Source organism: Dietzia cinnamea NBRC 102147 (genome assembly GCF_001571065.1).
Classification (GTDB): domain Bacteria; phylum Actinomycetota; class Actinomycetes; order Mycobacteriales; family Mycobacteriaceae; genus Dietzia; species Dietzia cinnamea.
The window spans coordinates 1-25,334 of record NZ_BCSW01000044.1; the positions used below are offsets into that span (position 1 = coordinate 1).

Consider the following 25,334-nt stretch of genomic DNA (forward strand, 5'->3'; position numbering starts at 1 on the left):
TGTGGTTGACCGCGCGGCCGCCCCGCGACCATGTCGAATACGTGTTCTATTCTACGTCCACGTGTTCGACACCACAAGAGCTTCGTCTGTATCGCTGACGGTGCCGGCGCACGTGCACCCAGGGGGTCGGTGACCAAGGCTTCGGTACCCTCTCCCTAGTGCCGGTCACCCGGAAGGGGTCGACGGTCTCCCAGTAGAGAAAGGCCCGCGGACACGTGAACGCCAAGCCCAACAAGAGCACCAAAGTGCTGCAGACCAAGTCCAACAACGGGATGATCATCACCGTCGTCGCGCTCATCGCGGTCGCGGTGGTAGTCCTCGGTGGAGTGGTCTGGATGGCCCAGAGGGGCGGCGAGGCCAACCCCATCACGTTCGGTGAGACCGCCGACGAGCAGATCGAAATCACGGACACCGGCGTGGTGATCGTGGGCCAGCAGGACGCCCCGACCATCCAGGTCTGGGAGGACTACATGTGCCCCGCCTGCGGCTCTTTCGAGGCGCAGTACGGCGAGTCCATCTCCGAGGCCGTCGAGGCCGGGGATCTGCGGGTCGAGTTCCACACCCTCAACTTCCTCAACGGCCAGTCGGGGTCGGGCGAGTACTCCACGCGCGCCCTGGCGGCCGTCCAGTGCGTCGCGGCGAAGGACTCCCTGCCCGTGTTCTTCGACGTCAAGAACGCCTTCTTCGCCCAGCAGCCCACCGAGGGTGGCGGCGACCTCTCGGCGCAGGAACTCGCCGGGATCGCCGAGGAGGCCGGTGCGAACCCGGACACGGTCGAGTGCATCGGCAACGTGGAGACCAACGGCGGCATGGACAAGGCCTCCGACAGTGCGGACAACGCCCAGCAGACCATCCGGGAGATCACCGATCGCGTGTCGACCCCGACCGTCGCGTTCGAAGGTGAGGTCGTGGACCTCGCGAACGCCGCCTGGCTGCAGGAGATCGTCGCCTGATCCTCTGCGGTCCCGCGGGCCACGCGCCCACCGTTTTCGTGCCCCGGCCTCGCCTTTTCCGGTGGGGCCGGGGCCGATTTGGAAGGCCGGACCGTGGTGGTGTAACTTAAGTCGGGCCGGTCACCGAGAGGGGAACGGCAGAGAAATGGATACGGGGCTATGGCGCAGCTGGTAGCGCACCACACTGGCAGTGTGGGGGTCAGGGGTTCGAGTCCCCTTAGCTCCACCGAGGACGAGATCCCGGGAGGTCGGAGACGATCGCCCGGGATCTCGTCATTTCGCCGTCTTCCGCGGCGGTGCGCGCGGACGTAGGGTCGGTACATGGCGGAGCCGCGGGAGATCACCGCCGTGCTCGACGAGCTCGTCGACGCCGGCCGGCTGATCGGGTACGTCTGCGGCGTCCGGCAGGACGGACGCTCTCGGCTCGCCGCGGGCGGTACGCGGTCCATGGGCGGGCCCGCGATGCCCGAGGATGCGGTGTTCCCGCTGTCCTCCAACACCAAACCGATCGCGGGCCTCCTCGCGATGCGGCTCGTGGAGCGTGGCGTTATCGCCCTCGACGATCCGGTGGACGCGCAGCTGCCCGAGCTCGCGGGGCCGCGGGTGCTGGCCGAACCCGACGGGCTGCTGGACCGGACGGTGCCGGCTGACAGACCTGTCACGGTCCGGGACCTGCTCACGATGACCGCCGGCGTCGGGTGGCCGGTACGCAACCCCGACCTGGGCGAGGCCATGGCCGCCCGAGGGGTCGCGCCCGGCCCGTACGCACCGGCCGTCCCGCCGGGGGAGTACCTGCGCAGGCTCGCCGAGCTCCCGTTCGCCGGACAGCCGGGCGGCGGGTGGTGGTACCACACGTGCAGTGACATCCTCGGAGTCCTTCTCGCCCGCGCCACAGGCGCGTCGGTGGGGGAGTTGGTCGCCGAACACGTCACCGGGCCCCTCGGTCTGGCCGACACCGGGTTCACGGCCGATGCGGACCGCCTGGTCGTCACGTACGGACTCGGGCCCGACGGTCGGGTGGCGCCGGTGGACACCGCGGCCAGGTTCACGGGCCGACCGGTGTTCGACTCGCTCGCCTGCGGTCTCGCCGGGACGGTGCGCGACTATCTCGCGGTCCTGGACGTGCTCGTCGACGGCGGCCCGCTCCTCGACGCGGAGAGCGTGCGGCTGATGACCTCCGACCACCTCACCGAGCACCAGCGGGCATCCGCCGAGGGGTTCCTGGAGCCCGGGTGCGGTTACGGGTTCCAGGTCGAGGTCCGCCCCGACGGGACGGCGGGCTGGGCCGGGGGACTGGGCACGATCGGCTACGTCGACCGCCGCGCCGGCCGGTCCGCGGCGGTGTTCACCTCGCAGGCCTTCGACGTGCCCGGTACGGCGGAGGCGCTGGAGACGGTGTGGTCGCTGTTGGGGTGAGCGATCAGCGGCACCGCGCCGGTCAGTGCCACCACGTGTCGAGCGGCGTGGCGGGGACGGTGCGCTTGTGCCGCGAGGCGAGGAACAGGGACTCGATGCGGGCGGCGGCGTCGGCCGGGACCCCCTCGCGCCCCTCGAGGTAGTCGTCGATCTGCGCGTAGGTGACGCCGAGCGCGTCCTCGTCGGGCAGACCGGGCCTGTCGTCCTCCAGGTCGGCGGTGGGCACCTTGCGCCAGGTGGACTCGGGCGCGCCGAGGTGGCGCAGGAGCGCGGCGCCCTGGCGCTTGGTGAGACCGGTCAGGGGGGTCAGGTCGACGCCGCCGTCGCCGTACTTGGTGAAGAAGCCGGTCACCGCCTCGGCGGCGTGATCGGTGCCGACGACGAGGTGGTTCACCTGCCCGGCCACGGCGTACTGGGCGATCATCCGCTCACGCGCCTTGACGTTGCCGCGGACGAAGTCCCGGAGCGGACCCGCCTGGTCGGGGAGTGCCGCCAGGGCCGTGGATGCGGCCTCGGCGGCGGCGTCGGACGCTGCACGGACATCCACCGTCAGGGACGCGTCCGGGCGGATGAACTCCAGGGCTATCTGCGCGTCGGCCTCGTCGGCCTGTACGCCGTACGGAAGGCGCATCGCGATGAACCGGGCCTGTTCCATCCCCTCCTCGCGGAGGCGTTCGGCCGCGAGCTGACACAGTCGCCCCGCGAGCGTCGAGTCCTGACCGCCGCTGATGCCCAGGACGAAGCCGGAGGCGGGTGTGGAGCGCAGGTAGTCGACGAGGAAGGCGACCCGCGTCTCGACCTCCTCGGCGGGGTCGATGTCGGGCCGCACGCCGAGTTCGGCGATGATGGAGGCGCGCAGCGCACTGGAGTCGGGTGGCGTCTGGTTCATGCGGTCAGCTTAGGAACCGCGTGTGACGTCCACGTGACATCAGTGCGCGGTCCGTGGTGCGGTCCCTCGCCGGTTGGAGTTCTTGCCGGGTGGTCCGTTACGATGGACCAGTTGTGTGTCGTACATCCGACCCCGTGGTCGGACGTGTCGCACAGTGATTCCCAGTCGTGTCGGCGGCCATCGCGGCCGCCCCGAGAGCCTAAGGAGCGCCACATGAAGGTCCGCAAGTCCCTTCGGTCGCTGAAGAACAAGCCGGGCGCCCAGGTTGTCCGTCGTCGCGGCAAGACCTACGTGATCAACAAGAAGGATCCCCGGTTCAAGGCCCGCCAGGGCTGAGTCGACCGCGTGAGTACTCACGCACCCCCCGAGGGCCCGCCTCCGGTTCGCCGGAGGCGGGCCCTCGTCGTCGTTCCCGTCTCGTCCGCAGCGGTGACCCGCCGCCCGGCGACTAGGCGGGGGTCCGGCGTCGCGCCGCCGCCCGCCGCCGCCGTCGGCAGCGCCCACCAGCGGTGTCCTACGGCTTCCCAGGGTGGCCTCAGAGGGCGCCCGACCCTGCGCCCGCGACGTCCCGACGCTCCGATCGGCGGGGGTGACGGCGAGGGTGCGGAATCGAGCGGAATGGTGGGCAACCTGTGGAAGGGATGGGGACAACCGGGGGCGCGTTGTGAGGGCTCTGGGGGCGCGTTGTGGGTTGCCGAAACCGTGTTCCGGAACGCGCTCCGGGATGCCACGATGGGGTGGTGCACCCGCCGCTGAGGGCCCCGGTGCCCCCGGTTCCACGCTGAGCAGGGGCATCCCACAAGGCGGGATCACGACCTGGGAATTCCAGGGATGTAAGACCAAAATGTTGTGGTCAGTTGACCTTCTCGCCACTAGGGGTAGTGTTGGGAGGTGTTGAAGCACCGATGAATGCCATCCATGCGATTCGGCGCACGACCACCGACAGACACGCGGCCGACCCTTCGTCCGGGCCGAAACCCCGGACGAGACGGCCATCACCAGAAGAGCCCCTCGCGCCGTCCGGCGCCGTGCCGAAAGAGGTCCAGACACACATGGTCACCGTCTACACCAAGCCCGCGTGCGTCCAGTGCAACGCCACCTACAAGGCGCTCGACAAGCAGGGCATCGAGTACCAGGTCGTCGACATCTCGGTGGACGACGAGGCCCGCGAGTACGTGATGGCCCTCGGGCACCTCCAGGCGCCCGTCGTGGTGGCCGGTTCCGACCACTGGTCCGGCTTCCGCCCGGACCGCATCAAGGCCCTCGCCTCCGTGGCGGCCTGACGGCCCGAGGACACCAGCACCTTTCGAGTTCCTGTGACAAGGGGGCGTCGATGGCGGCTCCGCTGCCGGCCGATCAGCCGGTGAGGATCGTCTACTTCTCCAACATCTCGGAGTACACCAAGCGGTTCGTCGACAAGCTCGGTCTCCCGGCGGTGCGGATACCCGTGCGGAAGACCGAGCCCATGCCGGTCGTGTCGGACCCATATGTTCTGATCGTCCCGACCTACGGGGGAAGCCTCGAGATCACGGGTAAGAGCGGGGCCGCGGTCCCGCGGCAGGTGGTCGCGTTCCTCAACAACGCGCACAACAGAAGTCTGTGCCGGGGAGTCATCGCCGGCGGCAACACCAACTTCGGAGCGGACTTCGGTCGCTCCGGCGACGTGATCGCCAAGAAGCTGGGGGTCCCGTACCTCTACCGCTTCGAGTTGATGGGCACACACGAGGACGTCATCCGCGTCCGAGAGGGATTGGAAGAGTTTTGGCAGCACCAACCGTGAACCCTGAGAGCACCACCGCGGGAGAGGCGGGGGAGGGCCAGCGTCTGGACTACCACGCGCTCAACGCCATGCTCAACCTCTACGACGCGGACGGGAACATCCAGTTCGACAAGGACCGTCAGGCGGCGCGGGAGTACTTCCTCCAGCACGTCAACCAGAACACGGTCTTCTTCCACAACCTCGACGAGAAGCTCGACTACCTCGTCGAGAAGGACTACTACGAGCGCGAGGTCCTGGACCAGTACACGCGCAACTTCGTGCGCGAGCTGTTCGACCACGCCTACGCCAAGAAGTTCCGCTTCCCGACCTTCCTGGGCGCGTTCAAGTACTACACGTCGTACACGCTCAAGACCTTCGACGGGAAGCGCTACCTCGAGCGCTACGAGGACCGCGTCTGCATGGTGGCGCTCACCCTCGCCGCCGGCGACGAGACCCTCGCCCGGCAGCTGGTCGACGAGATCATCGACGGCCGCTTCCAGCCGGCCACCCCGACGTTCCTCAACTCGGGCAAGAAGCAGCGCGGCGAGCCCGTGTCCTGCTTCCTCCTGCGCATCGAGGACAACATGGAGTCCATCGGCCGCAGCATCAACTCCGCCCTGCAGCTGTCCAAGCGCGGCGGTGGCGTGGCGCTCCTGCTGTCCAACCTGCGTGAGCACGGCGCCCCGATCAAGCACATCGAGAACCAGTCCTCGGGCGTCATCCCCGTGATGAAGCTGCTGGAGGACTCCTTCTCCTACGCCAACCAGCTCGGCGCGCGCCAGGGCGCGGGTGCGGTCTACCTGCACGCGCACCACCCGGACATCTACAAGTTCCTCGACACCAAGCGGGAGAACGCGGACGAGAAGATCCGCATCAAGACCCTCTCGCTGGGCGTCGTCATCCCGGACATCACGTTCGAGCTCGCCAAGCGCAACGATGACATGTACCTGTTCTCGCCGTACGACGTCGAGCGGATCTACGGCAAGCCCTTCGCGGACGTCGACATCTCGGCGAACTACCACGAGATGGTCGAGGACAGCCGGATCAAGAAGACCAAGATCAACGCCCGGCACTTCTTCCAGACCGTCGCCGAGCTGCAGTTCGAGTCCGGCTACCCGTACATCATGTACGAGGACACCGTGAACCGGGCCAACCCGATCGCCGGCAAGATCACGCACTCCAACCTGTGCTCGGAGATCCTCCAGGTCTCCACCGCGTCGGAGTTCAACGAGGACCTCACCTACTCGCACGTGGGTAAGGACATCTCCTGCAACCTCGGCTCGCTCAACATCGCCAAGGCCATGGACTCGCCCGACTTCGGCCGGACCATCGAGACCGCCATCCGTGGCCTGACCGCGGTGTCCGACCAGACGCACATCAACTCGGTGCCGTCCATCGAGCGCGGCAACTCCGAGTCGCACGCGATCGGCCTGGGGCAGATGAACCTGCACGGCTACCTCGCGCGCGAGCGGATCCACTACGGATCCGAGGAGGGCATCGACTTCACGAACATCTACTTCTACACCGTGCTCTACCACGCCCTCAGGTCCTCCAACCTGATCGCGCGTGAGCGTGGAACCTGGTTCGCCGGTTTCCCGGAGTCCGAGTACGCCTCCGGCGAGTTCTTCGACAAGTACACCGACCAGACGTGGGAGCCGGCCACCGACCGAGTGCGTCAGCTCTTCGCCGAGGCCGAGGTCGCCATCCCCACCCAGGAGGACTGGCGCGCGCTCAAGGCGGACGTGCAGAAGTACGGCATCTACAACCAGAACCTGCAGGCCGTCCCGCCCACCGGGTCGATCAGCTACATCAATAACTCCACGTCGTCGATCCACCCCGTGGCCTCGAAGATCGAGATCCGCAAGGAGGGCAAGATCGGGCGCGTCTACTACCCGGCGCCCTACCTGACCAACGACAACCTGGACTACTACCAGGACGCGTACGAGATCGGCTACGAGAAGATCATCGACACCTACGCGGCGGCCACCCAGCACGTCGATCAGGGGTTGTCGCTGACGCTGTTCTTCAAGGACACCGCCACCACCCGCGAGGTCAACCGCGCGCAGATCTACGCGTGGCGCAAGGGCATCAAGACCCTGTACTACATCCGTGTCCGTCAGCTCGCGCTCGAGGGCACCGAGGTCGAGGGCTGCGTCTCGTGCATGCTCTGACCCTCCGGGCCCGGTCCCGCGCCACAATCCACACCTGCTTTCAGGAGGAGAACCGATGACCGCCGAGCTGCACGCTCCGGGTTCGCACAGCCCCGCCGCCGGCATCCAGCCGAAGCTCGTCGACCGCGTGTCGGCGATCAACTGGAACCGTGTCCCCGACGAGGTCGACGACCAGGTGTGGGGCCGGCTCACCACGAACTTCTGGCTTCCGGAGAAGGTGCCGGTCTCCAACGACATCCCGTCATGGCAGACCCTGACCGAGTACGAGCAGACGATGACCGCCCGCGTCTTCACGGGACTCACGCTGCTGGACACGATCCAGGGGACCGTCGGCGCGGTGAGCATGATCCCAGACGCCTCGACCCCGCACGAGGAGGCGGTGCTCACCAACATCGCGTTCATGGAGTCCGTGCACGCGAAGAGCTACTCGACGATCTTCTCCACCCTGTGCTCGACCCCGCAGATCGACGAGGCGTTCCGCTGGGCGGAGGAGAACCCCTACCTCCAGCGCAAGGCGAAGATCATCCTCGGCTACTACGCCGGTGACAACCCGCTCAAGCGCAAGATCGCCTCGGTGATGCTCGAGTCGTTCATGTTCTACTCGGGCTTCTACCTGCCCATGCGGTGGTCCTCGCGCGCCAAGCTCACCAACACCGCCGACGTCATCCGGCTCATCATCCGGGACGAGGCCGTGCACGGCTACTACATCGGGTACAAGTACCAGCGCGGTCTCGAGCACGTCACCCAGGCGGAGCGGGACGAACTCAAGGACTACACGTTCGAGTTGCTCTTCGAGCTGTACGACAACGAGGCCGACTACACCGAGGACCTCTACGACCCGGTGGGCTGGACCGAGGACGTCAAGAAGTTCCTGCGCTACAACGCCAACAAGGCGCTGATGAACATGGGCTACGAGGGGATGTTCCCCAAGGACGAGACCGACGTCGACCCGGCCATCCTGTCCGCGCTGAGCCCCAACGCCGACGAGAACCACGACTTCTTCTCCGGCTCCGGCAGCTCCTACGTCATGGGCAAGGCCGAGGCCACCGAGGACGAGGACTGGGACTTCTGACCCAGCCGCCCGAGAACGCCGTGGGGCCCCTGCGACCGATCGCGGTCGCAGGGGCTCCGTCGTTGTCCGGGGGCCGGGCTCGCGACTAGCCGTCGGGGGCGATCCCGTTGATCGATCCCCGGATGTCCTCCAGCACCGCGCGGGCGGCTACCGGACCGGCGCCCTCCCACACGGCACGGTCCACCACGAACACCCGGTTGGCGCCCACGGCGTCCAACTCCATCCACCGGTCTGAGGCGAAGACCTCCCGCGCCGCCTCCTCGGAATCGGGGCGACCGCCGACCACGGCGAAGATGACGTCTCCGTCGAGTTCGTCACCGAGTGGGGGCGACTCGGGCAGCGGCGGCACGCGCTCGCCGTCCCGGGTGCGTTGCGCCGGCGGACGCCCGGCGCCCACCGCCTCCAACATGAGCGAGCCGAGCGTGTCGGCGTCCTGCACCCGCGCCCCGGCACCCGAGCCGTCGGCGACCGAGACCAGGGACACCCAGGAGTCCGACGGCGTGGTCGCCCCGGCCGTGAATCGCGCCCGGTCGATGACGTCCAGTAACAGGTCGCCGCCCGCCCGCGGTCGGCCGTAGGCGTCGGCGACGGACTCGGTCGCGTCGGCCCACTCGAGGACGTCTGCGGAGTAGACGACGATCGGCGCCACGTCGGCGAGCGCGTCGACGACCGCGGGATCGAGATCCTGTGACCCCGCCAGCACGATGAGGTCGGGCGTGAGGTCGCGCGCGGCGTCGGCGACCGCGCCGGCGTCCGCGCCTCCGCCGAGGTCGATGGTCGGGAGAGCCACGAGGGGAGCGGGTAGGTAGACGTCGGCGTCGCGGGGCAACCCGGCGGTGCCGACGACGAGGTCCTGCAGACCCAGAGCGCAGGCGGTGTCCACCGCACCCACCCCGAGGGCGAGGATGCGCTCGGGCGACCGCGGCACCGCCACGCTGTCCGGGCCCGGCCCGGCGCTGTCGACCCTGCGGGTGCCCGCGCCGGGGAATTCCGTGGGCACCGGTGCGGGTGCGCACGAGTCCTCGGGCTCGGCAGAGCGCTGGAGCTCCTCACCGGCCATCCGTGACGGCGTCGTCGTCACGGGGTGCTCGACCATGTCGACGGGGGAGGGGCCACACGCCGCGAGGGCGAGACCGGCCGCCAGCGGCACCGCGGCCCGGGCGGCACGCCGCGCATACCCCCGCCCGGGGCGCCGGCGGAGGACGGGAACGGAAACGGTCATGGGACAACAGCCTAGGAGATGGGCCCGCGGGGACCGCTCCCACCGAGGTGGACACGCGTCCCGCGAGCGCTCCGAGCACCCCGGCCCGCGCTGCGGTTAACGGGGGTGACCACTGGTGACGAGAAGGACGGGGCGGGTGGGCGTCGCTCTCAGCCGAGGGTTAGGATTGCTCTCGCGCACTATTCCTATGCGTTCGACGTGGGGTCGGTGGTTCGACCCGCGACGTCGGGTGAGGCGTTCAGGAGGACCCTTATGACCGCAGTGGCCCCCAAGCCGGTCCACGAACTCGACCACCCACCGGGTGAACCCACGGGTAACGCCCGGCCGGGCTCGTTCGTGTGGAAGATGTTGACGACGACCGATCACAAGATGCTCGGCATCATGTACATCGTCAGCTGCTTCATCTTCTTCTTCATCGGCGGCCTCATGGCCCTGCTCATCCGGGCGGAGCTGTTCTTCCCGGGCATGCAGTTCCTGTCGAACGAGCAGTTCAACCAGCTGTTCACCATGCACGGCACGGTGATGCTCCTGCTCTACGGCACCCCGATCGTCGTCGGTTTCGCGAACTACATCATGCCGCTGCAGATCGGCGCGCCGGACGTGGCGTTCCCGCGTCTCAACGCGCTCGGCTTCTGGCTGTTCTCGGCCGGTGGCGTCATCATGCTGTCCGGCTTCCTCACCCCCGGTGGTGCGGCCTCGTTCGGCTGGACCATGTACATGCCGCTCGCGGACAAGATCCACTCGCCCAACGTGGGCGCGGATCTGTGGATCCTCGGCGTGGGCATCGGTGGTATCGGCACCATCCTCGGTGCCGTCAACTTCGTCACGACGATCATCTGCCTGCGCGCGCCCGGTATGACGATGTTCCGGATGCCGATCTTCACGTGGAACATCCTCGTGGCGTCCGTGCTGATCCTGCTCATCTTCCCGCTGCTCACCGCCGCGGCGCTGGGCGTCTTCTACGACCGCACCTTCGGGGGCCGGATCTACGATCCGGGTAACGGCGGGGCGATCCTGTGGCAGCACCTGTTCTGGTTCTTCGGTCACCCCGAGGTGTACGTCCTCGCGCTGCCGTTCTTCGGCATCGTCTCCGAGGTCTTCCCGGTGTTCTCCCGCAAGCCGCTGTTCGGCTACGCCGGCCTGGTCTTCGCGACCCTGGCCATCGCCGCGCTGTCCATGGCGGTCTGGGCGCACCACATGTACGTCACCGGTGCCGTTCTGCTGCCGTTCTTCTCCTTCATGACGTTCCTCATCGCCGTCCCGACCGGCGTGAAGTTCTTCAACTGGATCGGCACCATGTGGCGGGGCAAGATCACCTTCGAGACCCCGATGATGTTCGCCCTCGGCTTCATCATCACCTTCCTCTTCGGTGGTCTGACCGGCGTCATGATGGCCGCGGCTCCGATCGACTTCCACATCTCGGACACCTACTTCATCGTCGCCCACTTCCACTACACGCTGTTCGGCACGATCGTGTTCGCCACGTTCGCCGGCGTGTACTTCTGGTTCCCCAAGATGACCGGCCGGATGTACGACGAGACGCTGGGCAAGTGGCACTTCTGGCTGATCTTCATCGGCTTCCACACCACGTTCCTGGTCCAGCACTGGCTGGGTAACCAGGGCATGCCGCGCCGCTACGCCGACTACCTGGACACGGACAACTTCACCGTCCTCAACCAGATCTCCACGGTCGGCTCGTTCATCCTCGGCATCGCGATGCTGCCGTTCATCTGGAACATCATCAAGAGCTGGCGCTACGGCGAGATCGTCACTGTCGACGATCCGTGGGGTGCGGGCAACTCCCTCGAGTGGGCCACCTCGTGCCCGCCGCCGCGCCACAACTTCGTGACGCTGCCCCGCATCCGCTCCGAGCGCCCCGCGTTCGAGCTGCACTACCCGCACATGAGCGAGCGGATGCGCGCCGAGGCCCACGTCGGCGGCCGGAGGAAGTCCCAGGACCCGGACGCCGTCAAGGACGTGGCCCAGCGCGGGACCTCTCCGCAGAAGGGCTGACCACCCGCCCGTACTCACCCACGGGCACAGGTCCCGGGAACCCCGTCGGCTGGCTCGTCCACCGGCGGGGTTCCCGTCTGTCGGCCCACCGCACCACCCAGCAGTCGCCCACCACGATCACCTGTCAGGAGCACACGTGAGCACCTCCGGCACCCCGGCCCTCCTCACCGTCACGGGGCCCGACCGGCCCGGAGTCACTGCGCGGGTCATGTCCGTCCTCGCCGCCCACGACGCCGACCTCGTCGATGTCGAACAGGTCGTCGTCAACGGGCACCTGTCCCTGGGGCTGATGGTCCGGGTCGACCGGGACGCCGACGTCGTCGCGGTCGTCCGCGAACTCACCGAGCAGGTCCACGACCTCGGGATGCACCTCGAGGTGCAGTTCGACGACATCGCGCCCGCGGCGCCGCCGTCCACCCACGCGGTGGTGATCCTGGGGAGCCCGGTCACCGCGTCGGCTTTCTCGGCGGTCTCCGGCGCGCTCGCCTCGATCGGCGCGAACATCGACATCATCCGCGGCATCGCCGACTACCCCGTCACCGGAATCGAGCTCCACGTGTCGACCGCGCGGCGCGACGCGGCCGACGACGCGCGGCTGCGGGAGACGCTCGCCCCCCTCTCCGACGCGCACGGGGTGGACATCTCCGTCGACGGGGCGGGCCTGAGCCGCCGGTCCAAGCGGCTCGTGGTCTTCGACGTCGACTCCACGCTCGTGCAGGGCGAGGTCATCGAGATGCTCGCCGCCCACGCCGGCAAGGAGGAGGAGGTCCGCGCCGTCACCGAACGGGCCATGCGCGGCGAGCTCGACTTCGCCCAGTCGCTGCACGAGCGGGTCGCCACTCTGGCCGGGCTGCCGGCCACCGTCCTCGACGAGGTCGCCGCGAGCATCGTCCTCACACCCGGTGCCCGCACCACGATCCGGACCCTCAAGAGGCTGGGGATCCGCTGCGGCGTGGTCTCCGGGGGCTTCATCCAGGTCATCTCGGGCCTCGTCGAGGAACTGGGTCTGGACTTCGCGAAGGCCAATACGCTCGAGATCGTCGACGGTCATCTCACCGGCCGGGTGATCGGGGAGGTCGTCGACCGCGAGGCGAAGGCGGAGTACCTCCGCGCGTTCGCCGACGAACTCGGCATCGCGCTCAGCCAGACCGTTGCCGTCGGGGACGGCGCCAACGACATCGACATGCTCACGACCGCGGGGCTCGGCATCGCGTTCTGCGCCAAGCCCGCTCTCCGCGAGGTCGCGGATGCGTCGCTGTCCAAGCCGTTCCTCGACACGGTGCTGTTCGTCCTCGGGATCACCCGCGACGAGATCGAGGCCGCGGACACCGCGGCGGGGACGTACCGACGCGTGCCGCTCACGTGACCGGCGCGTCTGACACGCCTGACGGGCCTGACGGGGCTGCCGCGGTCGACGGGCAGACGGCGGGGGCAGCCGGCGGGGTGGTCGGCGGGCTGGCGTCCGGCGCGGCGCTCGACTGGTGCCACGAACGGTTGCGGGCGGGGTCGCGCGGCGGGGAGGACCCCGAGGACCGCTCGACGGTGCGGTCGATGCCCATCGTGCTGCACCTGCCCAAGAACGAACCCCCGGCCCGCACCCCGCTGTTGGAGGCGGTGGCCGGCGCGGTCGCCGCTGTCTGCCTGGACGAGCGCGTGGCCCCGGGCGGGCCGTGGCACGAGCCCTATGCCGACTGGCTTGACGCCCGGATGCGCAAGATCGCGCGGCGTGCGCGGGGTGCACCGTGGCGGGCCGCCCTCGACGTTCCCGGGGTGACCCACGAGGTGGACGGGTGTGCGGCGCGCGCGTGCGTCCCCGGTCCGGTGGACGAGGTCGACCCGCGGTTGGCGAAACTGCAGATCGGCGGGACCGACCTGGCCCGCGATGAGCCGCCGGCGCCGCCCGTGGGCACTCCGGTGGTGTGGATCGACGGGGCGCTAGAGATGTCCGTCGGCAAGGCCGCCGCCCAGGTCGGCCACGGCGTCATGCTGCTCATCGCGGAGATGGGCAGGGCCCGCCTCGACCGCTGGATCGCGCAGGGACGCCCGGTGGCGGTGCGGGAGGCCGACCGATCCCGCTGGCGCTCGTTGTCCGAGGCGGTCGCCGCGGGCACGCCGGGCGTCGCCGCGGTGGTGGACGCCGGCTACACCGAGGTGGCCCCCGGATCGCTGACGGTGATCGCGGTCGACCGCTGACGGCGGCGCGTGCGATGTCCCGGCGGACGCCCGCCGATGTCTCAGGCGTTCCGGAGGCGCTCCAGCGCGCCGATCACCACGTCACGGTCGGTGGTCTGCCAGAACGGGGGCAGTGAGGCGCGAAGATAGCCGCCGTACCGGGCGGTGACCAGGCGGGAGTCGAGCACCGCCACCACGCCGCGGTCCTCGGTGCGTCGGAGCAGACGTCCGACGCCCTGGGCGAGCAGGAGGGCGGCGTGGTTACCGGCGACGGCGAGGAATCCGTTCCCCCCGCGGGCCCCCACCGCACGCTGTCGCGCGGAGAGCAGTGGATCGTCCGGCCGGGGGAACGGGATGCGATCGATCACGACGAGGGACAGGGTCCGCCCGGGGACGTCGACGCCCTGCCACAACGAGAGGGTCCCCACAAGGGTCGTCTCCTCGTCGTCGGCGAACTGCGCGACGAGATTGGCCGTCGAGTCCTCGCCCTGACACAGCACCGGGGTGTCCAGGCGCTCGCGCAGGAGCTCGGCCGCGGCCCTGGCCGCGCGCATCGAGGAGAAGAGGCCGAGCGTGCGGCCGCCGGCGGCGGTGATGAGGTCCACCAGCTCGTCCTCGGCGGCCGGTGAGGTCCCGTCCCGACCGGGCGCGGGCAGGTGCGCGGCCACGTAGAGGATGCCGTTGCGGCGGTAGTCGAACGGTGAGCCCGCGTCGAGGCCGGTCCAGCGCAGGGAGTTCGCGTCGTCGTCGGACGGCGGCTCGAGCGCGACGGCGCTCGCGGTGTCCGGGCGCGCGGACGACGCCGGCGGCAGGCCCCAGGTGGCGGCGAGCCCGTCGAACCTCCCCCCGGTGGTGAGCGTCGCGGAGGTGAGGATGACGGTCGACTCGGCGAACAACCGGGCGCGCAGCAGCCCGGCGACCGAGAGGGGCGCCGCCCGCAGGATCCGGCCGCGACGGTCCTCGACGCTCATCCACACGATCTCGACGCGCTCGGTGACCGGCTTCTCGTAGGAGGACAGCATCCGGTCGGCCGCGTCGGCGATCTCGTCGAGCGCGGCGAGGGTCTTCTGCCGGTCGGAGGCCCCCTGCGGGTCGTTGGCGACCTCCCCGGGCTTGGGGCCCGGCACGGCGCTGCGGCAGTTCTCAGCGGTGTGGCGCACGGCGGCCAGGGCGAGGTCGGCTCCCTCGGGCAGGAGGTCCCAGCGCCCCTCGGGGCAGATCTCGAGCAGGGTCGCCAGGCCCTCGCCGGCAGCGACCATGCGGTCCGCGGTCTGCTGATCCACGAGCTTGGCCGCCCGGCGCGCGGCCTGGATGACGGCGGCGCCGGTGAGCTCCGCGGTGGTCACGCCCGTGACCCGGTCCGCCAGCTCGTGGGCCTCGTCGATCACCACGGCGTCGTGCTCGGGCAGGACCGACACGTCCGTCATCGCGTCGATCGCGAGCAGGGCGTGGTTGGTCACCACGACATCGGCCTGGCCGGCCTTCTGGCGTGCCAGCTCCGCGAAGCACTCGGTGAACTCGGGGCAGACCTGCCCGAGGCACTCCCGGCTCGTCACCGACACCTGCCGCCACGCCGCGTCGGAGACGCCGCGGGGGAGGTCGTCGCGGTCACCGGTGTCGGTCTCCTGGGCCCAGTCGTGGAGCCGCGCGATCTCGCGTCCGAGCCAGGAGCTGGGTCCGGTGTCGCGCGTGGAGGCCTGTCGGGGGGTGCGCGCGGCGGTGGACTCGCCGCCGATCGGGAGGTCGAACAGCTCCTCGGTCTCGATCTCCTCCGGGTCGGCCTCGTCGACCGGCCCGGTGCTCACCCGGTGGAGGCACAGGTAGTTGCCGCGGCCCTTGAGGATCGCGTGGGACGGGCTCACACCCAGCTCGGGGCGGAGCGCGGCGGCCAGGCGGGGCAGGTCCCGGTCCACCAGCTGGTTCTGCAGCGCGATGGTCGCCGTGGAGACGACCACGGTGCCGCCGGTGGCGACCGCGTGGCGGAGGGAGGGCACCAGGTAGGCGAGGGACTTTCCGGTGCCGGTGCCGGCCTGGACGGCGAGGTGTTCGCCGGTGGACAACGCGTTGCCGACGGCTTCCGCCATCGCGAGCTGGCCCGTCCGCTCGCTGCCACCCAGGCTCTCGACCGCGGTGGCGAGCAGCTCGGAGACGGAGGGGAGCGAGTCGGTCACGCGGCTACCCTAGCGGCCCGCCCGGACACCGGGTCAGGCGCCGAGCAGTGCCCCCGGCGGCACGACCCGCACGGGGATCGCGGGGTCGCCCTCGCTCAGGGCGAGCCCCTCCCACGGCAGCGAGACCATGACCGACGCGTGATGGGCGCGCGACTCCTCCAGGGTCGGCAGGCCGGGCACGGTCTCCCCGCCCCGGATCAGCGGGAGCATGAGCTCGCGCTTCTCCAGCCCGTTCTCCTCGGGGGCCTCCGCGGAGAACGGCAGGAGCACCTCCTCGACCGCGGTGCCGGTGCGCCGGTGGAGGCGGATCGCGCGCTTGGCCCCGGGGAGGGACTCCTTGTGCGCGGACCGCTTGGCCACCGGGATCCCGTCGACCTCGACGAGCTTGTAGACCATCCCGGCGGTGGGGGCGCCCGAGCCGGTGACGAGCTTGGTCCCGACCCCGTAGACGTCGACGGGTTCGGCGCGCAGCGCGGCGATCGCGTACTCGTCGAGGTCGCCGGAGACTACGATCCGGGTGTTGTAGGCGCCCAGCGAGTCGAGCTGGTCGCGGACCTGACGGGCGAGGACGCCCAGGTCCCCGGAGTCGATGCGGACGCCGCCGAGCTCGGGCCCGGCCACCTCGATCGCGGTCTCGACCCCGGCCATGATGTCGTAGGTGTCCACGAGGAGCGTGGTGCCGACGCCGAGCGCGCGGACCTGGGACCGGAACGCCGCCGCCTCGTCGGGTCCGTCGGGGCCGGTGTGCAGCAGGGTGAACGAGTGGGCCGAGGTTCCTGCCGACGGCACCCCGTGGCGTCGGGTCGCCTCGACGTTGGAGGTGGCGTCGAAGCCGGTGAGGTAGGCGACGCGGGCCGCGGCCACCGCGGCCTCCTCGTGGGTGCGGCGCGAGCCCATCTCGATGATGGGCCGACCATCCGCGGCCCAGTTCATCCGCGCGGCCGCGGAGGCGATCGCGCTGTCGTGGTTGAGCACCGACAGCACGAGCGTCTCCAGTACGACGCACTCGGCGAAGCCGCCCCGGATGCTCAGGACGGGGGAGCCGGGGAAGAACAGCTCGCCCTCCGGATAGCCGTCGACGTCGCCGGTGAAGCGGAAGGCCCGCAGCCAGTCCGTGGTCCGCTCGTCGAGCGAGTCGGCCAGGGCGTCGATCGCCTCATCGTCGAACCGGAAGTCGGCCAGCCGCTCGAGGAGGCGTCCGGTGCCGCCGACCACGCCGTAGCGGCGGCCGGCGGGCAGGCGCCGGGCGAACACCTCGAACACGCACGGCCGGTCGGCCGTGCCGTCCGCGAGGGCCGCCTGGATCATGGTGAGCTCGTATTTGTCCGTGAGCAGGGCGGTGGACGGTCGCCCGGAGCCGGGCGTGGCAGGGGAGGTGGTCGTCGAGGTCACGGGGCCGACTCTACGGCGTGGCCGACCCGCCGCGAATCCGTATCCTGGGAACCATGCACCCTGTGACGACACCGCTTGCGGCCGTCAGGAGCACCGCCCCGGGGATGGCGATGCCGTCGGCCGCGCCCGTGGAGACCACGGACGCGGACCTCGACGGCGGGGTGGACAATCCCTGGTTGACCGTCGTGTGGGACGACCCGGTGAACCTCATGAGCTACGTGACGTTCGTGTTCCAGCGGGTGTTCGGTTACAGCCGGGAGAAGGCGCACGAGTTGATGCTCAAGGTCCACAACGACGGTCGCGCGGTGGTCTCGTCCGGTAGCCGCGACAAGGTGGAGAACGACGTCCGCAAGCTGCAGGAGGCCGGGTTGTGGGCCACGATGCAGCGGGAGGCGTGAGCCGGTGAAGGCCTGGCAGCGGAAGTCGTCCCTGGGCGGGACGCGCATCAAGTCCGTCATGGAGAGCCACGAGGTGCAGATCCTGCACGCGCTGGTGTCGAACATCGTGGACATGCTCGAGCAGCGTCGTGACTCGGCGCCGCGGGACGAGTTGGCGGAGATCACGGGTATGCGCAGCGGGCACTCCCAGCTCCCGGCCGAGGCGCCGCTCGCGCGGTTGCTGCCGGATTTCCACCGGCCGGAGGCGGCCGATCGCCGGGACGGGTCCGAGGCCGACCGGGCGGCCGTCGCGCGCGCCCACAACGCGGGTATGCGCATGATCCACGAGCCGGCCATCATCGACGCGAAGCTCGACTGCGCGGGCGTGGTCCTGCGCTCGTTGCCCTCGCGCGGCGGCACCGTGTCGCTCACCCTCGACCAGGCGGGGGCGTGGATGCGCTGCCTCAACGACGTGCGCCTGGGCCTGGGGGCCGTCCTGCTCGAGGCCGGCTCGACGGACGGGACACCCGCCACCGACATCCCCGAGTACGTGCCGGACGACGATCCCCGGTCGGCCCAGCTGGACGTGTACCACTGGCTGACCTTCATGCAGGACTCCCTGTGCACCGCCCTGGACGGGCAGTGAGGAGAACACCGTGAACCGTGACCCGAGATCGCCCTGGCCGGGCACCGGAGCGGCCCGGCCGGCGGACCCGGGTCCGCGGCGGTGGCCGGCCCTGGTTCTGTTGTGGTCGTTCGTCGCCCTGATGTGGGTGGTGGAGGCCGCGGACCGGGTCATCGTGGAGCTCGTCGGCCCCCGGCAGACGCTCGACGACTACGGTGTGCAGCCGCTGTCGACGGACGGGCTGCTCGGCATCGTGTTCCAACCGCTGTTGCACGGCGACTGGGCGCACCTCATCGGCAACTCGATCGCCCTGCTCGTCTTGGGCTCGATCATCGCTCTGTCGGGCATCCGGCCGCTGCTCAGCGTCACACTGATCTCGTGGCTGGCCTCGGGCGTGGTGTCGTGGCTCCTCGGCGGCGCCGGCACCGTCCACATCGGGGCGTCCGGCATCGTGTTCGGCTACATCTTCTACGTCATCGTCCGCGGTTTCTTCTCCCGACGAATCCTGCACCTGGTGATCGGCCTGGTCATCGGCTTCTACTACGGACTCGAGGCGTTGGCGGGACTGTCGCCGATGCTCGACGGGGTGTCGTGGCAGGGCCACCTGGGCGGCGCGGTCGGCGGCGTGGCGTCCGCGTACGGCCTCAGGCGCGACCGTGACCGCGGGGCACGTCGCCTCACCGCCGGCCGGGCGGGGCGTCCCGCCGGACCGCGGAGGTGACGCGCCCCGATCCGCGGGCCCCCATCGGCGTGTTCGACTCCGGCGCCGGGGGGCTGACGGTCGCTCGGGCGATCGTGGACCAGCTCCCCGACGAGTCGGTGGTCTACGTCGGGGACACCGCCCACGGGCCGTACGGGCCGCTGCCGCTGGCGCAGGTCCGCGCGCACGCGCTTGCGGTGGCGGACCAGCTCGTCGACCGCGGCGTCAAGGCGCTGGTGATCGCGTGCAACACCGCGTCGGCGGCGATGCTGCGGGACGCGCGGGAGCGATATCCGGTGCCGGTGGTGGAGGTCATCCAGCCCGCGGCGCGACGCGCGGTCGCCACCACGCGGTCGGGCCGGATCGGGGTCATCGCGACCCGGGCGACAGTGGCGTCGCGGGCGTACGACGACGCGGTGGCGGCGGCCGCCGGGGTCGAGCTGACGTCGGTGGCGTGCCCCAAGTTCGTGGAGTTCGTCGAGCGCGGCATCACCAGCGGCCGTCAGGTGCTCGGGTTGGCGGAGGCCTATCTCGCCCCGATCCGGGACGCCGACGTCGACACCCTGGTGTTGGGCTGCACGCACTACCCGTTGCTGTCCGGGGTGGTGCAGCTCGCGGCGGGCGATCACGTCACATTGGTCTCGAGCGCGGAGGAGACGGCCAAGGACGTGCTGCGGGTGCTCACGGCGGAGGATCTGTTGCGGCCGCACGACCGGGCGGACCCGCCGACGCGCGAGTACCTCGTCACGGGCGACCCGGACGCGTTCCGGCGGGTGGCGTCGCGGTTCCTGGGGCCGGGGCTGGTGGCGGTGGGCCGGGCGGACGCCCGGTGAGGCGCTGTCACGCGCGGCGCGCGCGCGGTCTCGATCACCACGACACGCGGCGGGGCGTGGCACGATAGTGCCCATGTTTCTGACTGTCCTCGGCTGCTCGGGAAGTATCGGCGGACCCACGTCGCCGGCCTCCGGGTACCTCGTGGAGGTCGACGGTCTGGCGCCGGTGGTGATCGACATGGGGCCCGGGGTGCTCGGCGCGTTGCAGCGGCACGTCGCGCCCGAAGACGCGACGATCCTTCTGTCGCATCTGCACGCGGATCACTGTCTGGACGTGCCTAGCCTGTTGGTGTTGCGGCGTTTCGGCCCCGGCGCGCGGGGCGCGGGCCGGGTGCCGCTGGTGGGGCCGTCGGGGACGGCCTACCGGATCGGGGTCGCGTCGGCGGAGGAGCCGGGAGCGGTCGACGACCTGTCGGACACGTTCGACGTGTCGACGTGGGACGTCACGCCCGAGGTGGCGATGAGGAGCGACGACGACGAGGTGGGCCTGCATGTGCGGGCCGAGAGGGTGGAGCATCCGCCGGAGTCGTACGGCCTCCGCCTGGAGTCCGGTGACGGGAGAGTGTTGGCGTACAGCGGGGACACTGCGTACTGCGATGCCCTGGTCGAGCTCGCGGTCGGCGCGGACGTCCTGCTCTGTGAGGCGTCGTGGACGCACGAGGAGGGGCGCCCGCCCGGCATCCACATGTCGGGCTCCGAGGCGGGGCTGACCGCCCGGCGGGCCGGGGTGGGTCGCCTGGTGCTCACCCACATCCCGCCGTGGACCGACCACGAGGCGGTCCGAGCGGAGGCGGCCGCCGAGTTCGACGGCGAGATCCTGCTCGCGGAGCCGGATCTGCGGATCACCGTCTAGATCTGCGGATCACCGTCCAGGGGAGCGCCCGCTAGGATCGGCGCTCGTGACCTCTTCAGACTTCAGCAGGGCAGACGGGCGCGGCGTCGACGAGCTGCGCGACGTGACCATCACGCGGGGTTTCACCTCGCATCCGGCGGGGTCGGTGCTCGTCACCTTCGGGCAGACCCGCGTCATGTGCACGGCCAGCGTCACCGAGGGGGTACCGCGCTGGCGCAAGGGATCGGGCCTGGGCTGGCTGACGGCCGAGTACGCGATGCTGCCGGCGGCGACCCACGAGCGGTCGGGCCGCGAGTCCGTCCGCGGCAAGGTCGGTGGCCGCACCCACGAGATCAGCCGGCTCGTCGGTCGCTCACTGCGCGCGTGCATCGATCTGTCCGCGCTGGGGGAGAACACCATCGCGCTGGACTGCGACGTACTCCAGGCCGACGGCGGTACGCGCACGGCGGCGATCACCGGCGCGTACGTGGCGCTGGCCGACGCGATCACGTGGCTGCAGTCCTCCGGCGCGGTGACGGGCAACCCGCTCACCGGGGCGGTCGCCGCGGTGAGCGTCGGTGTGGTCGACGAGCACGTGCTGTGCGACCTGCCGTACGAGGAGGACTCGCGCGCCGAGGTGGACATGAACGTGGTGTGCACGGACGGCGGCAAACTTATCGAGGTCCAGGGCACGGCCGAGGGTGCCGCGTTCGGTCGCGACGTCCTGGACGCGATGCTCGACTCGGCGCAGGCCGGCTGCGAGCGCCTGTTCGAGCTGCAGCGCGAGGCGCTCGCGGCGCCGTACCCGGGGGAGCTGCCCAGCCCGCCGGCCGCCCGGAACCGGGGGCGGTAGCCGTGGCAGTCCGTCTGTTGGTCGCGAGCCGTAACGCCAAGAAGCTGGCCGAGCTGCGCCGGGTGCTGGAATCCGAGGGTGTAGTCGGTATCGAGCCGGTGGGTCTGGACGAGGTGCCGGAGTTCCCGGAGGAGCCCGAGACCGGCGCCACGTTCGCCGAGAACGCCCTGATCAAGGCGCGCGCCGGGGCGCTGGCGACCGGGCTCCCGTGCCTGGCGGACGACTCGGGCCTGGCAGTGGGCGCCCTGAACGGGATGCCGGGGGTGCTCTCCGCGCGCTGGGCCGGCCGTCACGGCGACGACGCCGCGAACAACGCCCTGCTGCTCGCGCAGCTGTCGGACGTCCCGGACGAGCGGCGGGGCGCGGCGTTCGTCTCGGCGTGCGCGCTGGTCGGGCCGGGCGTGCCCGGAGTCGCCCGGGCCGCACGGGACCCGCGGGTGCACGGTGAGGGCACCGACGAGGGCCTGCAGGGCGAGGTCGTGCAGGAGGGTCGCTGGCCCGGACGGGTGCTCCGCGAGCCACGCGGCGAGGGCGGGTTCGGCTACGACCCGCTGTTCCTGCCCGAGGGCTCTGACCGGTCGGCCGCGGAACTCAGCCCGCAGGAGAAGGACGCCGCCTCGCACCGCGGCCGCGCGCTGCGTGCGTTGGCGCCGGCGCTGCGGGTGCTCGCCGCGCGCGCCGAGGGCTGAGCGGGGTCAGATCGCGTACTCGGCGTGGACGTCGCGGGTCCGCTTGTGCTCGAACCAGAACGACAGGAACGGGATCGTCCCCGCAAGCGCGGTGAGCAGCGTGCGCGTCGCGGGCCAGCGGGCCTTGATCGCCAGGTCCAGGGTCATGAACAGGTACAGGATGTAGAAGACGCCGTGCGCCTGACCGATGTAGGTGAACCACTCGGGCGCGTCCGAGGAGTCGGCCAGGATGAGGTACTTGTAGATCATCTCCACGGTGAGCACGAGCAGCCACACACCGGTGATCCAGGCGAGCACGCGGTAACGCTTGAGCGCACCGGCGACCTTCCCGCCCGGGTCCGGCCTGCGGTTGTCGGTCTGCGGCGGGGTTGCGGCGGTCATGAAGCGGATCTCTCCTGGTGGTTGCCGCCGGCCGCCCGATCCTTCCGGGCCAGCTCGGCGAGATAGGCGTTGTACGCGTCCAGGCCCTCGTCACGGGCCCGGGCGTCCGCGGCGGGACGACGGGTCGGGAGCAGGTCGGCGGGGATCTCCGTCAGGACGCCGAAGCGGTCCCGGCCCGACCCGTTCTTCCCGGCGGCCGGCAGGTCCGCCGTGCGGGGGTCGGCCTCGTCGTCGTCATCGTCCTCGGTTCCCCGCGCACCGACGGCACTGTCCGAGGCGGAGGCCCAGTTGTCCTCGGCGGCCTCCATCCGGACGTACTTGAGGTACGCGTAGATGAGGAAGCCCCCGAGGAACGGCCACATGAACGTGTACCCGAGGTTCTGGACGGTGCCGCTGGCCTCCTGGTAGCGGGCGAGCTGCCACAGGCCCATCCCGATGCACACGATCGCGCCGAGGACGACGAACGCGATCCACGCCGGACGGTGCTTGACCGAGGACGGCGCCGGATCCGCGGACGCGGCCTCGTCTCCGGTCGCTCGGGAACTCAGGGTGTCGGACACGCCTCCACGGTACCGCTGACCACGCGGTAAGCTCATCTCGCCCGGTACCCCCGGGTGACGCGCCCGTGGCGGAATTGGCAGACGCGCTGGATTTAGGTTCCAGTGTCTACGGACGTGGGAGTTCAAGTCTCCCCGGGCGCACTGAGAACGAACCCTCGAAACACCAGGTCAGACCCGGAAACCGCATCCCGCTACCGACCTTCTGCCCACATTTTGCCCACAATCGTCAGGAAGTTGTGTGGGCACGATGGAGAGCCTCAGCCACCGAGTCCAGGTCCGAGTCGAACAGATCCGCGTACACGTCCAGCGTCATCGACGCCCGCGCATGACCGAGCATCCGCTGTAGCGCCTTCACGTTCGCCCCCGACGACACCGCCAAGGATGCGCAGGTGTGCCGTAGGTCGTGAATCCTCATCCGCGGCAGGCCCGCATCCCGTACCGCTCGAGCGAACCAGCCCCGCCTGACGTCCGGCTGACGCATGTACTCACCGTCAGCCCCCGGGAACACCAGACCAGAAGTTGCACTTGTTGCACTTGTTGCAGTCCGCTCCCGCAGCCGCTCCACGAGGAACCGGGGGACAGGCACCGAGCGAGCATCACCAGTCTTCGGAGTGCCCTCCACGAGAGTCGTCCCGTTCTGCGTCACCGACTTGTCCACCGTGAACCGCCCCGCTCCGAGGTCCACCGCATCCCACCGCAGCGCCACCGCCTCACCCCACCGCAGACCCGTGTAAGCCAGAGTCAGCACCAGGTCCCCATGCTCGCCGGCCTTCTCGGCAAGACGCGCCACCTCGGCAGGCTTCAGGTACACGCGGCGTTGCTTCTCACGGTCCGGCAGCTCGGCCCCCCGCGCCGGGTTCACTCCGATCAGCCGCGACTTCACCGCGGTATCCAGCACCCCCAGCAGCACCGTGTACGCCCGTTCCACAGTCGGCGCACTCGGCCGCCCGTCGCGCCCGTCACGGCGTTCCATCGTGGCGATCCACGTATTGACCGCCGTCAGATCAATGTCCCCGATGGACACCGAAGACCAGCGGGGCTCCACATGCAGCCGCCACGCCGTCTCGTAGTTGCGCCACGACGTCGGTGACTTGCTGGCCTTCGTGATCGTCTTCCAGGTCTCGGCTACCTCGCCGACGGTGGTCCGGCCGGCGCGGTAGGACACGAACGTCCCGGTGAGCTTCTGGACCTCCACAGTCGCCGCGAACGCTTCAGCGTCCCGCTTGGTCTTGAACCCGCGCTTGTCTGTCTGTTTCCGGTCCGGGGTGCGGTATCGGACGCGCCACCGGGTGCCCGACTTCGTCGCGTACTTCTCAATCGTCGCCACGAGGCTCACGACGCATCGTCTGGAGAAGACGGGCCAGTTGCTCCTCGGACTCCCTCGAGCCTTCCTTCCGAGTCCACGCCGGCCGCTGGTACTTGAAATCGACCAGCGCCGGGAGGTCGTCCGACATTGGGTCCCCGGCACGGTGGGAGACAAGCCAATCCCACAGATCCCGTGCCGACACCTCCGCAAGTGCAGTTGATTCGACCGTGTCGTCCTCGTCAGGCGTATCCGGCATCAGTAAGTAGGCCGGCGTCGTCCGCAGCGCCAGAGCAAGCGCCACCAGGTCATCCGAGTCGACGCGCCGTTCTCCAGCCTCGATGCGAGAAAGGCCCAGCGTCGCTATCGGGCGCCCGATCTCGTTGAGCCGCCGGGACAGCGCGGCGTACGTCAAGTTCTGGCCTTCGCGTAGCCGCCGGACGTTCTCTCTGACGGTTTCTCCGGTCGCCATAAGGGAGACCTTCTTCGGTGCTGGCATGCCGGAACTATGTCACATCAAAATGATGTTTGTCGAGATCGTCTTGACGCGCCGGGGATTCCCGTGCATAGTGATCGTCAGACGCATCAAAATGATGCGGCACCGGATCGAAAGGGAAGGGTCGTTGTGAACCTCCTCAGTCCCAAAGAGTTCGCCGAGATGCGCGGCGTCACCGTCCAGGCCCTCGCCGCGGAGCGTCACAAGGGCACCGGGCCCAAGTTCGTGAAGTTGGGGTCCCGCGTCTTCTACCGGCCCGAAGACATCGACGCCTGGATCAACAGCAACATCTACGAACGCACCGACAAGCGGGCCAGCGCATGAACAACGACCAGCCCGTCCTCCCGCTCGACCGGGAAGCCGAACTCACGATCCGCCACATGCGACTCATCGCCGCCGGACTCGCCGTCCACGGTGACGACTTCGTCCGCACCGACGCCCGCGTCCTCGAGTCT

Annotated in this window: 26 protein-coding genes and 2 tRNA genes; 20 read left to right on the forward strand and 8 right to left on the reverse strand. The window is 69.9% G+C overall.

All coding sequences use genetic code 11. The features are described from left to right. Positions 1 to 215 precede the first annotated feature (215 nt). From DCI01S_RS12885 to DCI01S_RS12895, 3 genes are all read left to right on the forward strand, one after another. Positions 216 to 953: a DsbA family protein gene (locus tag DCI01S_RS12885; protein WP_082767804.1), complete on the forward strand. Its 738-nt coding sequence runs from the start codon at positions 216 to 218 to the stop codon at positions 951 to 953. A 153-nt stretch (positions 954 to 1,106) separates the two neighbouring features. Further along, positions 1,107 to 1,179: transfer RNA gene (locus DCI01S_RS12890), tRNA-Ala, on the forward strand. Positions 1,180 to 1,274: 95 nt separating this feature from the next. After that, complete coding sequence (locus DCI01S_RS12895) at positions 1,275 to 2,369, forward strand: serine hydrolase domain-containing protein (protein WP_061229603.1); 1,095 nt, start codon at positions 1,275 to 1,277, stop codon at positions 2,367 to 2,369. 22 nt (positions 2,370 to 2,391) lie between these two features. Here DCI01S_RS12895 and nadE read toward each other — a convergent pair whose 3' ends face one another. Continuing rightward, complete coding sequence (gene nadE / locus DCI01S_RS12900) at positions 2,392 to 3,258, reverse strand: NAD(+) synthase (RefSeq protein WP_061229604.1); 867 nt, start codon at positions 3,256 to 3,258, stop codon at positions 2,392 to 2,394. Between the two features lie 213 nt (positions 3,259 to 3,471). Here nadE and ykgO point away from each other — a divergent pair, with 213 nt between their 5' ends. The 5 genes from ykgO to nrdF all read left to right on the forward strand — a co-directional run bounded on the left by ykgO (position 3,472) and on the right by nrdF (position 8,260). Further along, positions 3,472 to 3,594 carry a type B 50S ribosomal protein L36 gene (gene ykgO / locus DCI01S_RS12905; protein ID WP_007626209.1) on the forward strand — a complete coding sequence of 41 codons (123 nt, stop codon included), beginning with the start codon at positions 3,472 to 3,474 and terminating at the stop codon, positions 3,592 to 3,594. Positions 3,595 to 4,310: 716 nt separating this feature from the next. Continuing rightward, complete coding sequence (nrdH, locus tag DCI01S_RS12910) at positions 4,311 to 4,541, forward strand: glutaredoxin-like protein NrdH (protein ID WP_007627786.1); 231 nt, start codon at positions 4,311 to 4,313, stop codon at positions 4,539 to 4,541. A 50-nt stretch (positions 4,542 to 4,591) separates the two neighbouring features. Then, positions 4,592 to 5,038 carry a class Ib ribonucleoside-diphosphate reductase assembly flavoprotein NrdI gene (gene nrdI / locus DCI01S_RS12915; protein ID WP_007627785.1) on the forward strand — a complete coding sequence of 149 codons (447 nt, stop codon included), beginning with the start codon at positions 4,592 to 4,594 and terminating at the stop codon, positions 5,036 to 5,038. Positions 5,039 to 5,106: 68 nt separating this feature from the next. After that, on the forward strand, positions 5,107 to 7,188 hold the full coding sequence (nrdE, locus tag DCI01S_RS12920) for a class 1b ribonucleoside-diphosphate reductase subunit alpha (protein ID WP_061229619.1): 2,082 nt from the start codon (positions 5,107 to 5,109) through the stop codon (positions 7,186 to 7,188). Between the two features lie 55 nt (positions 7,189 to 7,243). Beyond that, on the forward strand, positions 7,244 to 8,260 hold the full coding sequence (gene nrdF, locus DCI01S_RS12925) for a class 1b ribonucleoside-diphosphate reductase subunit beta (RefSeq protein ID WP_007627783.1): 1,017 nt from the start codon (positions 7,244 to 7,246) through the stop codon (positions 8,258 to 8,260). Between the two features lie 85 nt (positions 8,261 to 8,345). Here the strand turns inward: nrdF and DCI01S_RS12930 are convergent, their stop codons facing one another. Continuing rightward, positions 8,346 to 9,482, reverse strand: coding sequence for a TroA family protein (locus DCI01S_RS12930; protein ID WP_244881730.1), 1,137 nt, complete (start codon positions 9,480 to 9,482; stop codon positions 8,346 to 8,348). Positions 9,483 to 9,734: 252 nt separating this feature from the next. On the opposite strand from DCI01S_RS12930, the gene ctaD reads away from it, so the two are divergent. The 3 genes from ctaD to DCI01S_RS12945 all read left to right on the forward strand — a co-directional run bounded on the left by ctaD (position 9,735) and on the right by DCI01S_RS12945 (position 13,688). Then, on the forward strand, positions 9,735 to 11,495 hold the full coding sequence (gene ctaD / locus DCI01S_RS12935; RefSeq protein WP_061229605.1) for an aa3-type cytochrome oxidase subunit I: 1,761 nt from the start codon (positions 9,735 to 9,737) through the stop codon (positions 11,493 to 11,495). 136 nt (positions 11,496 to 11,631) lie between these two features. Next, positions 11,632 to 12,861 carry a phosphoserine phosphatase SerB gene (serB, locus tag DCI01S_RS12940; protein ID WP_061229606.1) on the forward strand — a complete coding sequence of 410 codons (1,230 nt, stop codon included), beginning with the start codon at positions 11,632 to 11,634 and terminating at the stop codon, positions 12,859 to 12,861. Positions 12,862 to 12,938: 77 nt separating this feature from the next. Continuing rightward, positions 12,939 to 13,688 carry an aminoacyl-tRNA hydrolase gene (locus DCI01S_RS12945; protein ID WP_061229607.1) on the forward strand — a complete coding sequence of 250 codons (750 nt, stop codon included), beginning with the start codon at positions 12,939 to 12,941 and terminating at the stop codon, positions 13,686 to 13,688. Positions 13,689 to 13,729: 41 nt separating this feature from the next. On the opposite strand, the gene DCI01S_RS12950 is transcribed toward DCI01S_RS12945, so the two are convergent. Both DCI01S_RS12950 and DCI01S_RS12955 read right to left on the reverse strand, forming a co-directional pair. Beyond that, positions 13,730 to 15,838 (reverse strand): ATP-dependent DNA helicase, encoded by a 2,109-nt coding sequence (locus tag DCI01S_RS12950; protein WP_061229608.1) that lies wholly within the window; start codon positions 15,836 to 15,838, stop codon positions 13,730 to 13,732. A 33-nt stretch (positions 15,839 to 15,871) separates the two neighbouring features. Then, complete coding sequence (locus DCI01S_RS12955) at positions 15,872 to 17,230, reverse strand: nicotinate phosphoribosyltransferase (protein ID WP_061229609.1); 1,359 nt, start codon at positions 17,228 to 17,230, stop codon at positions 15,872 to 15,874. 104 nt (positions 17,231 to 17,334) lie between these two features. Between DCI01S_RS12955 and clpS the strand changes: the two genes are divergently transcribed. From clpS to DCI01S_RS12990, 7 genes are all read left to right on the forward strand, one after another. Beyond that, positions 17,335 to 17,628, forward strand: a complete 294-nt coding sequence (gene clpS / locus DCI01S_RS12960; protein WP_007627772.1) for an ATP-dependent Clp protease adapter ClpS — start codon at positions 17,335 to 17,337, stop codon at positions 17,626 to 17,628. A 4-nt stretch (positions 17,629 to 17,632) separates the two neighbouring features. Next, positions 17,633 to 18,253 carry a DUF2017 domain-containing protein gene (locus DCI01S_RS12965; protein WP_061229610.1) on the forward strand — a complete coding sequence of 207 codons (621 nt, stop codon included), beginning with the start codon at positions 17,633 to 17,635 and terminating at the stop codon, positions 18,251 to 18,253. Positions 18,254 to 18,263: 10 nt separating this feature from the next. Next, positions 18,264 to 18,953 carry a rhomboid family intramembrane serine protease gene (locus DCI01S_RS12970; protein WP_061229611.1) on the forward strand — a complete coding sequence of 230 codons (690 nt, stop codon included), beginning with the start codon at positions 18,264 to 18,266 and terminating at the stop codon, positions 18,951 to 18,953. Continuing rightward, a complete protein-coding gene (murI, locus tag DCI01S_RS12975; RefSeq protein WP_061229612.1) occupies positions 18,950 to 19,765 on the forward strand; it encodes a glutamate racemase in 816 nt (271 codons plus the stop codon). Before DCI01S_RS12970 ends, murI begins: the two co-directional genes overlap by 4 nt. Before the next feature lie 73 nt (positions 19,766 to 19,838). Next, on the forward strand, positions 19,839 to 20,618 hold the full coding sequence (locus DCI01S_RS12980) for an MBL fold metallo-hydrolase (RefSeq protein WP_061229613.1): 780 nt from the start codon (positions 19,839 to 19,841) through the stop codon (positions 20,616 to 20,618). 46 nt (positions 20,619 to 20,664) lie between these two features. Further along, on the forward strand, positions 20,665 to 21,450 hold the full coding sequence (rph, locus tag DCI01S_RS12985) for a ribonuclease PH (RefSeq protein ID WP_061229614.1): 786 nt from the start codon (positions 20,665 to 20,667) through the stop codon (positions 21,448 to 21,450). A 2-nt stretch (positions 21,451 to 21,452) separates the two neighbouring features. Next, positions 21,453 to 22,139, forward strand: coding sequence for a non-canonical purine NTP pyrophosphatase (locus DCI01S_RS12990; RefSeq protein WP_061229615.1), 687 nt, complete (start codon positions 21,453 to 21,455; stop codon positions 22,137 to 22,139). A gap of 6 nt (positions 22,140 to 22,145) precedes the next feature. Here the strand turns inward: DCI01S_RS12990 and DCI01S_RS12995 are convergent, their stop codons facing one another. Both DCI01S_RS12995 and DCI01S_RS13000 read right to left on the reverse strand, forming a co-directional pair. Then, a complete protein-coding gene (locus DCI01S_RS12995; RefSeq protein ID WP_007630182.1) occupies positions 22,146 to 22,520 on the reverse strand; it encodes a DUF3817 domain-containing protein in 375 nt (124 codons plus the stop codon). After that, positions 22,517 to 23,080: a hypothetical protein gene (locus tag DCI01S_RS13000; protein WP_061229616.1), complete on the reverse strand. Its 564-nt coding sequence runs from the start codon at positions 23,078 to 23,080 to the stop codon at positions 22,517 to 22,519. The genes DCI01S_RS12995 and DCI01S_RS13000 overlap by 4 nt, the downstream gene beginning before the upstream one ends. A 59-nt stretch (positions 23,081 to 23,139) precedes the next feature. On the opposite strand from DCI01S_RS13000, the gene DCI01S_RS13005 reads away from it, so the two are divergent. Further along, positions 23,140 to 23,221: transfer RNA gene (locus DCI01S_RS13005), tRNA-Leu, on the forward strand. Between the two features lie 85 nt (positions 23,222 to 23,306). Here the strand turns inward: DCI01S_RS13005 and DCI01S_RS13010 are convergent. Together DCI01S_RS13010 and DCI01S_RS16840 are read right to left on the reverse strand one after the other, a co-directional pair. Beyond that, complete coding sequence (locus DCI01S_RS13010) at positions 23,307 to 24,416, reverse strand: site-specific integrase (RefSeq protein ID WP_244881731.1); 1,110 nt, start codon at positions 24,414 to 24,416, stop codon at positions 23,307 to 23,309. Continuing rightward, complete coding sequence (locus tag DCI01S_RS16840; protein ID WP_174521558.1) at positions 24,394 to 24,882, reverse strand: helix-turn-helix domain-containing protein; 489 nt, start codon at positions 24,880 to 24,882, stop codon at positions 24,394 to 24,396. The genes DCI01S_RS13010 and DCI01S_RS16840 overlap by 23 nt, the downstream gene beginning before the upstream one ends. Positions 24,883 to 25,008: 126 nt before the next feature. On the opposite strand from DCI01S_RS16840, the gene DCI01S_RS17600 reads away from it, so the two are divergent. Continuing rightward, entirely contained in the window at positions 25,009 to 25,203 is a 195-nt protein-coding gene (locus DCI01S_RS17600) for a helix-turn-helix transcriptional regulator (protein ID WP_061229617.1), read from the forward strand. Positions 25,204 to 25,334 lie beyond the last annotated feature (131 nt).

Coding starts and splice junctions, on each gene's coding strand:
- nadE (WP_061229604.1), bottom strand. CDS start 3,258: ATGAACCAGACGCCACCCGACTCCAGTGCGCTGCGCGCCTCCATCATC.
- nrdH (WP_007627786.1), top strand. CDS start 4,311: ATGGTCACCGTCTACACCAAGCCCGCGTGCGTCCAGTGCAACGCCACC.
- DCI01S_RS12930 (WP_244881730.1), bottom strand. CDS start 9,482: ATGACCGTTTCCGTTCCCGTCCTCCGCCGGCGCCCCGGGCGGGGGTAT.
- clpS (WP_007627772.1), top strand. CDS start 17,335: ATGGCGATGCCGTCGGCCGCGCCCGTGGAGACCACGGACGCGGACCTC.
- nrdF (WP_007627783.1), top strand. CDS start 7,244: ATGACCGCCGAGCTGCACGCTCCGGGTTCGCACAGCCCCGCCGCCGGC.
- DCI01S_RS16840 (WP_174521558.1), bottom strand. CDS start 24,882: ATGCCAGCACCGAAGAAGGTCTCCCTTATGGCGACCGGAGAAACCGTC.
- DCI01S_RS12980 (WP_061229613.1), top strand. CDS start 19,839: ATGTTTCTGACTGTCCTCGGCTGCTCGGGAAGTATCGGCGGACCCACG.
- DCI01S_RS12895 (WP_061229603.1), top strand. CDS start 1,275: ATGGCGGAGCCGCGGGAGATCACCGCCGTGCTCGACGAGCTCGTCGAC.
- DCI01S_RS12995 (WP_007630182.1), bottom strand. CDS start 22,520: ATGACCGCCGCAACCCCGCCGCAGACCGACAACCGCAGGCCGGACCCG.
- ykgO (WP_007626209.1), top strand. CDS start 3,472: ATGAAGGTCCGCAAGTCCCTTCGGTCGCTGAAGAACAAGCCGGGCGCC.
- nrdE (WP_061229619.1), top strand. CDS start 5,107: ATGCTCAACCTCTACGACGCGGACGGGAACATCCAGTTCGACAAGGAC.
- ctaD (WP_061229605.1), top strand. CDS start 9,735: ATGACCGCAGTGGCCCCCAAGCCGGTCCACGAACTCGACCACCCACCG.
- nrdI (WP_007627785.1), top strand. CDS start 4,592: ATGGCGGCTCCGCTGCCGGCCGATCAGCCGGTGAGGATCGTCTACTTC.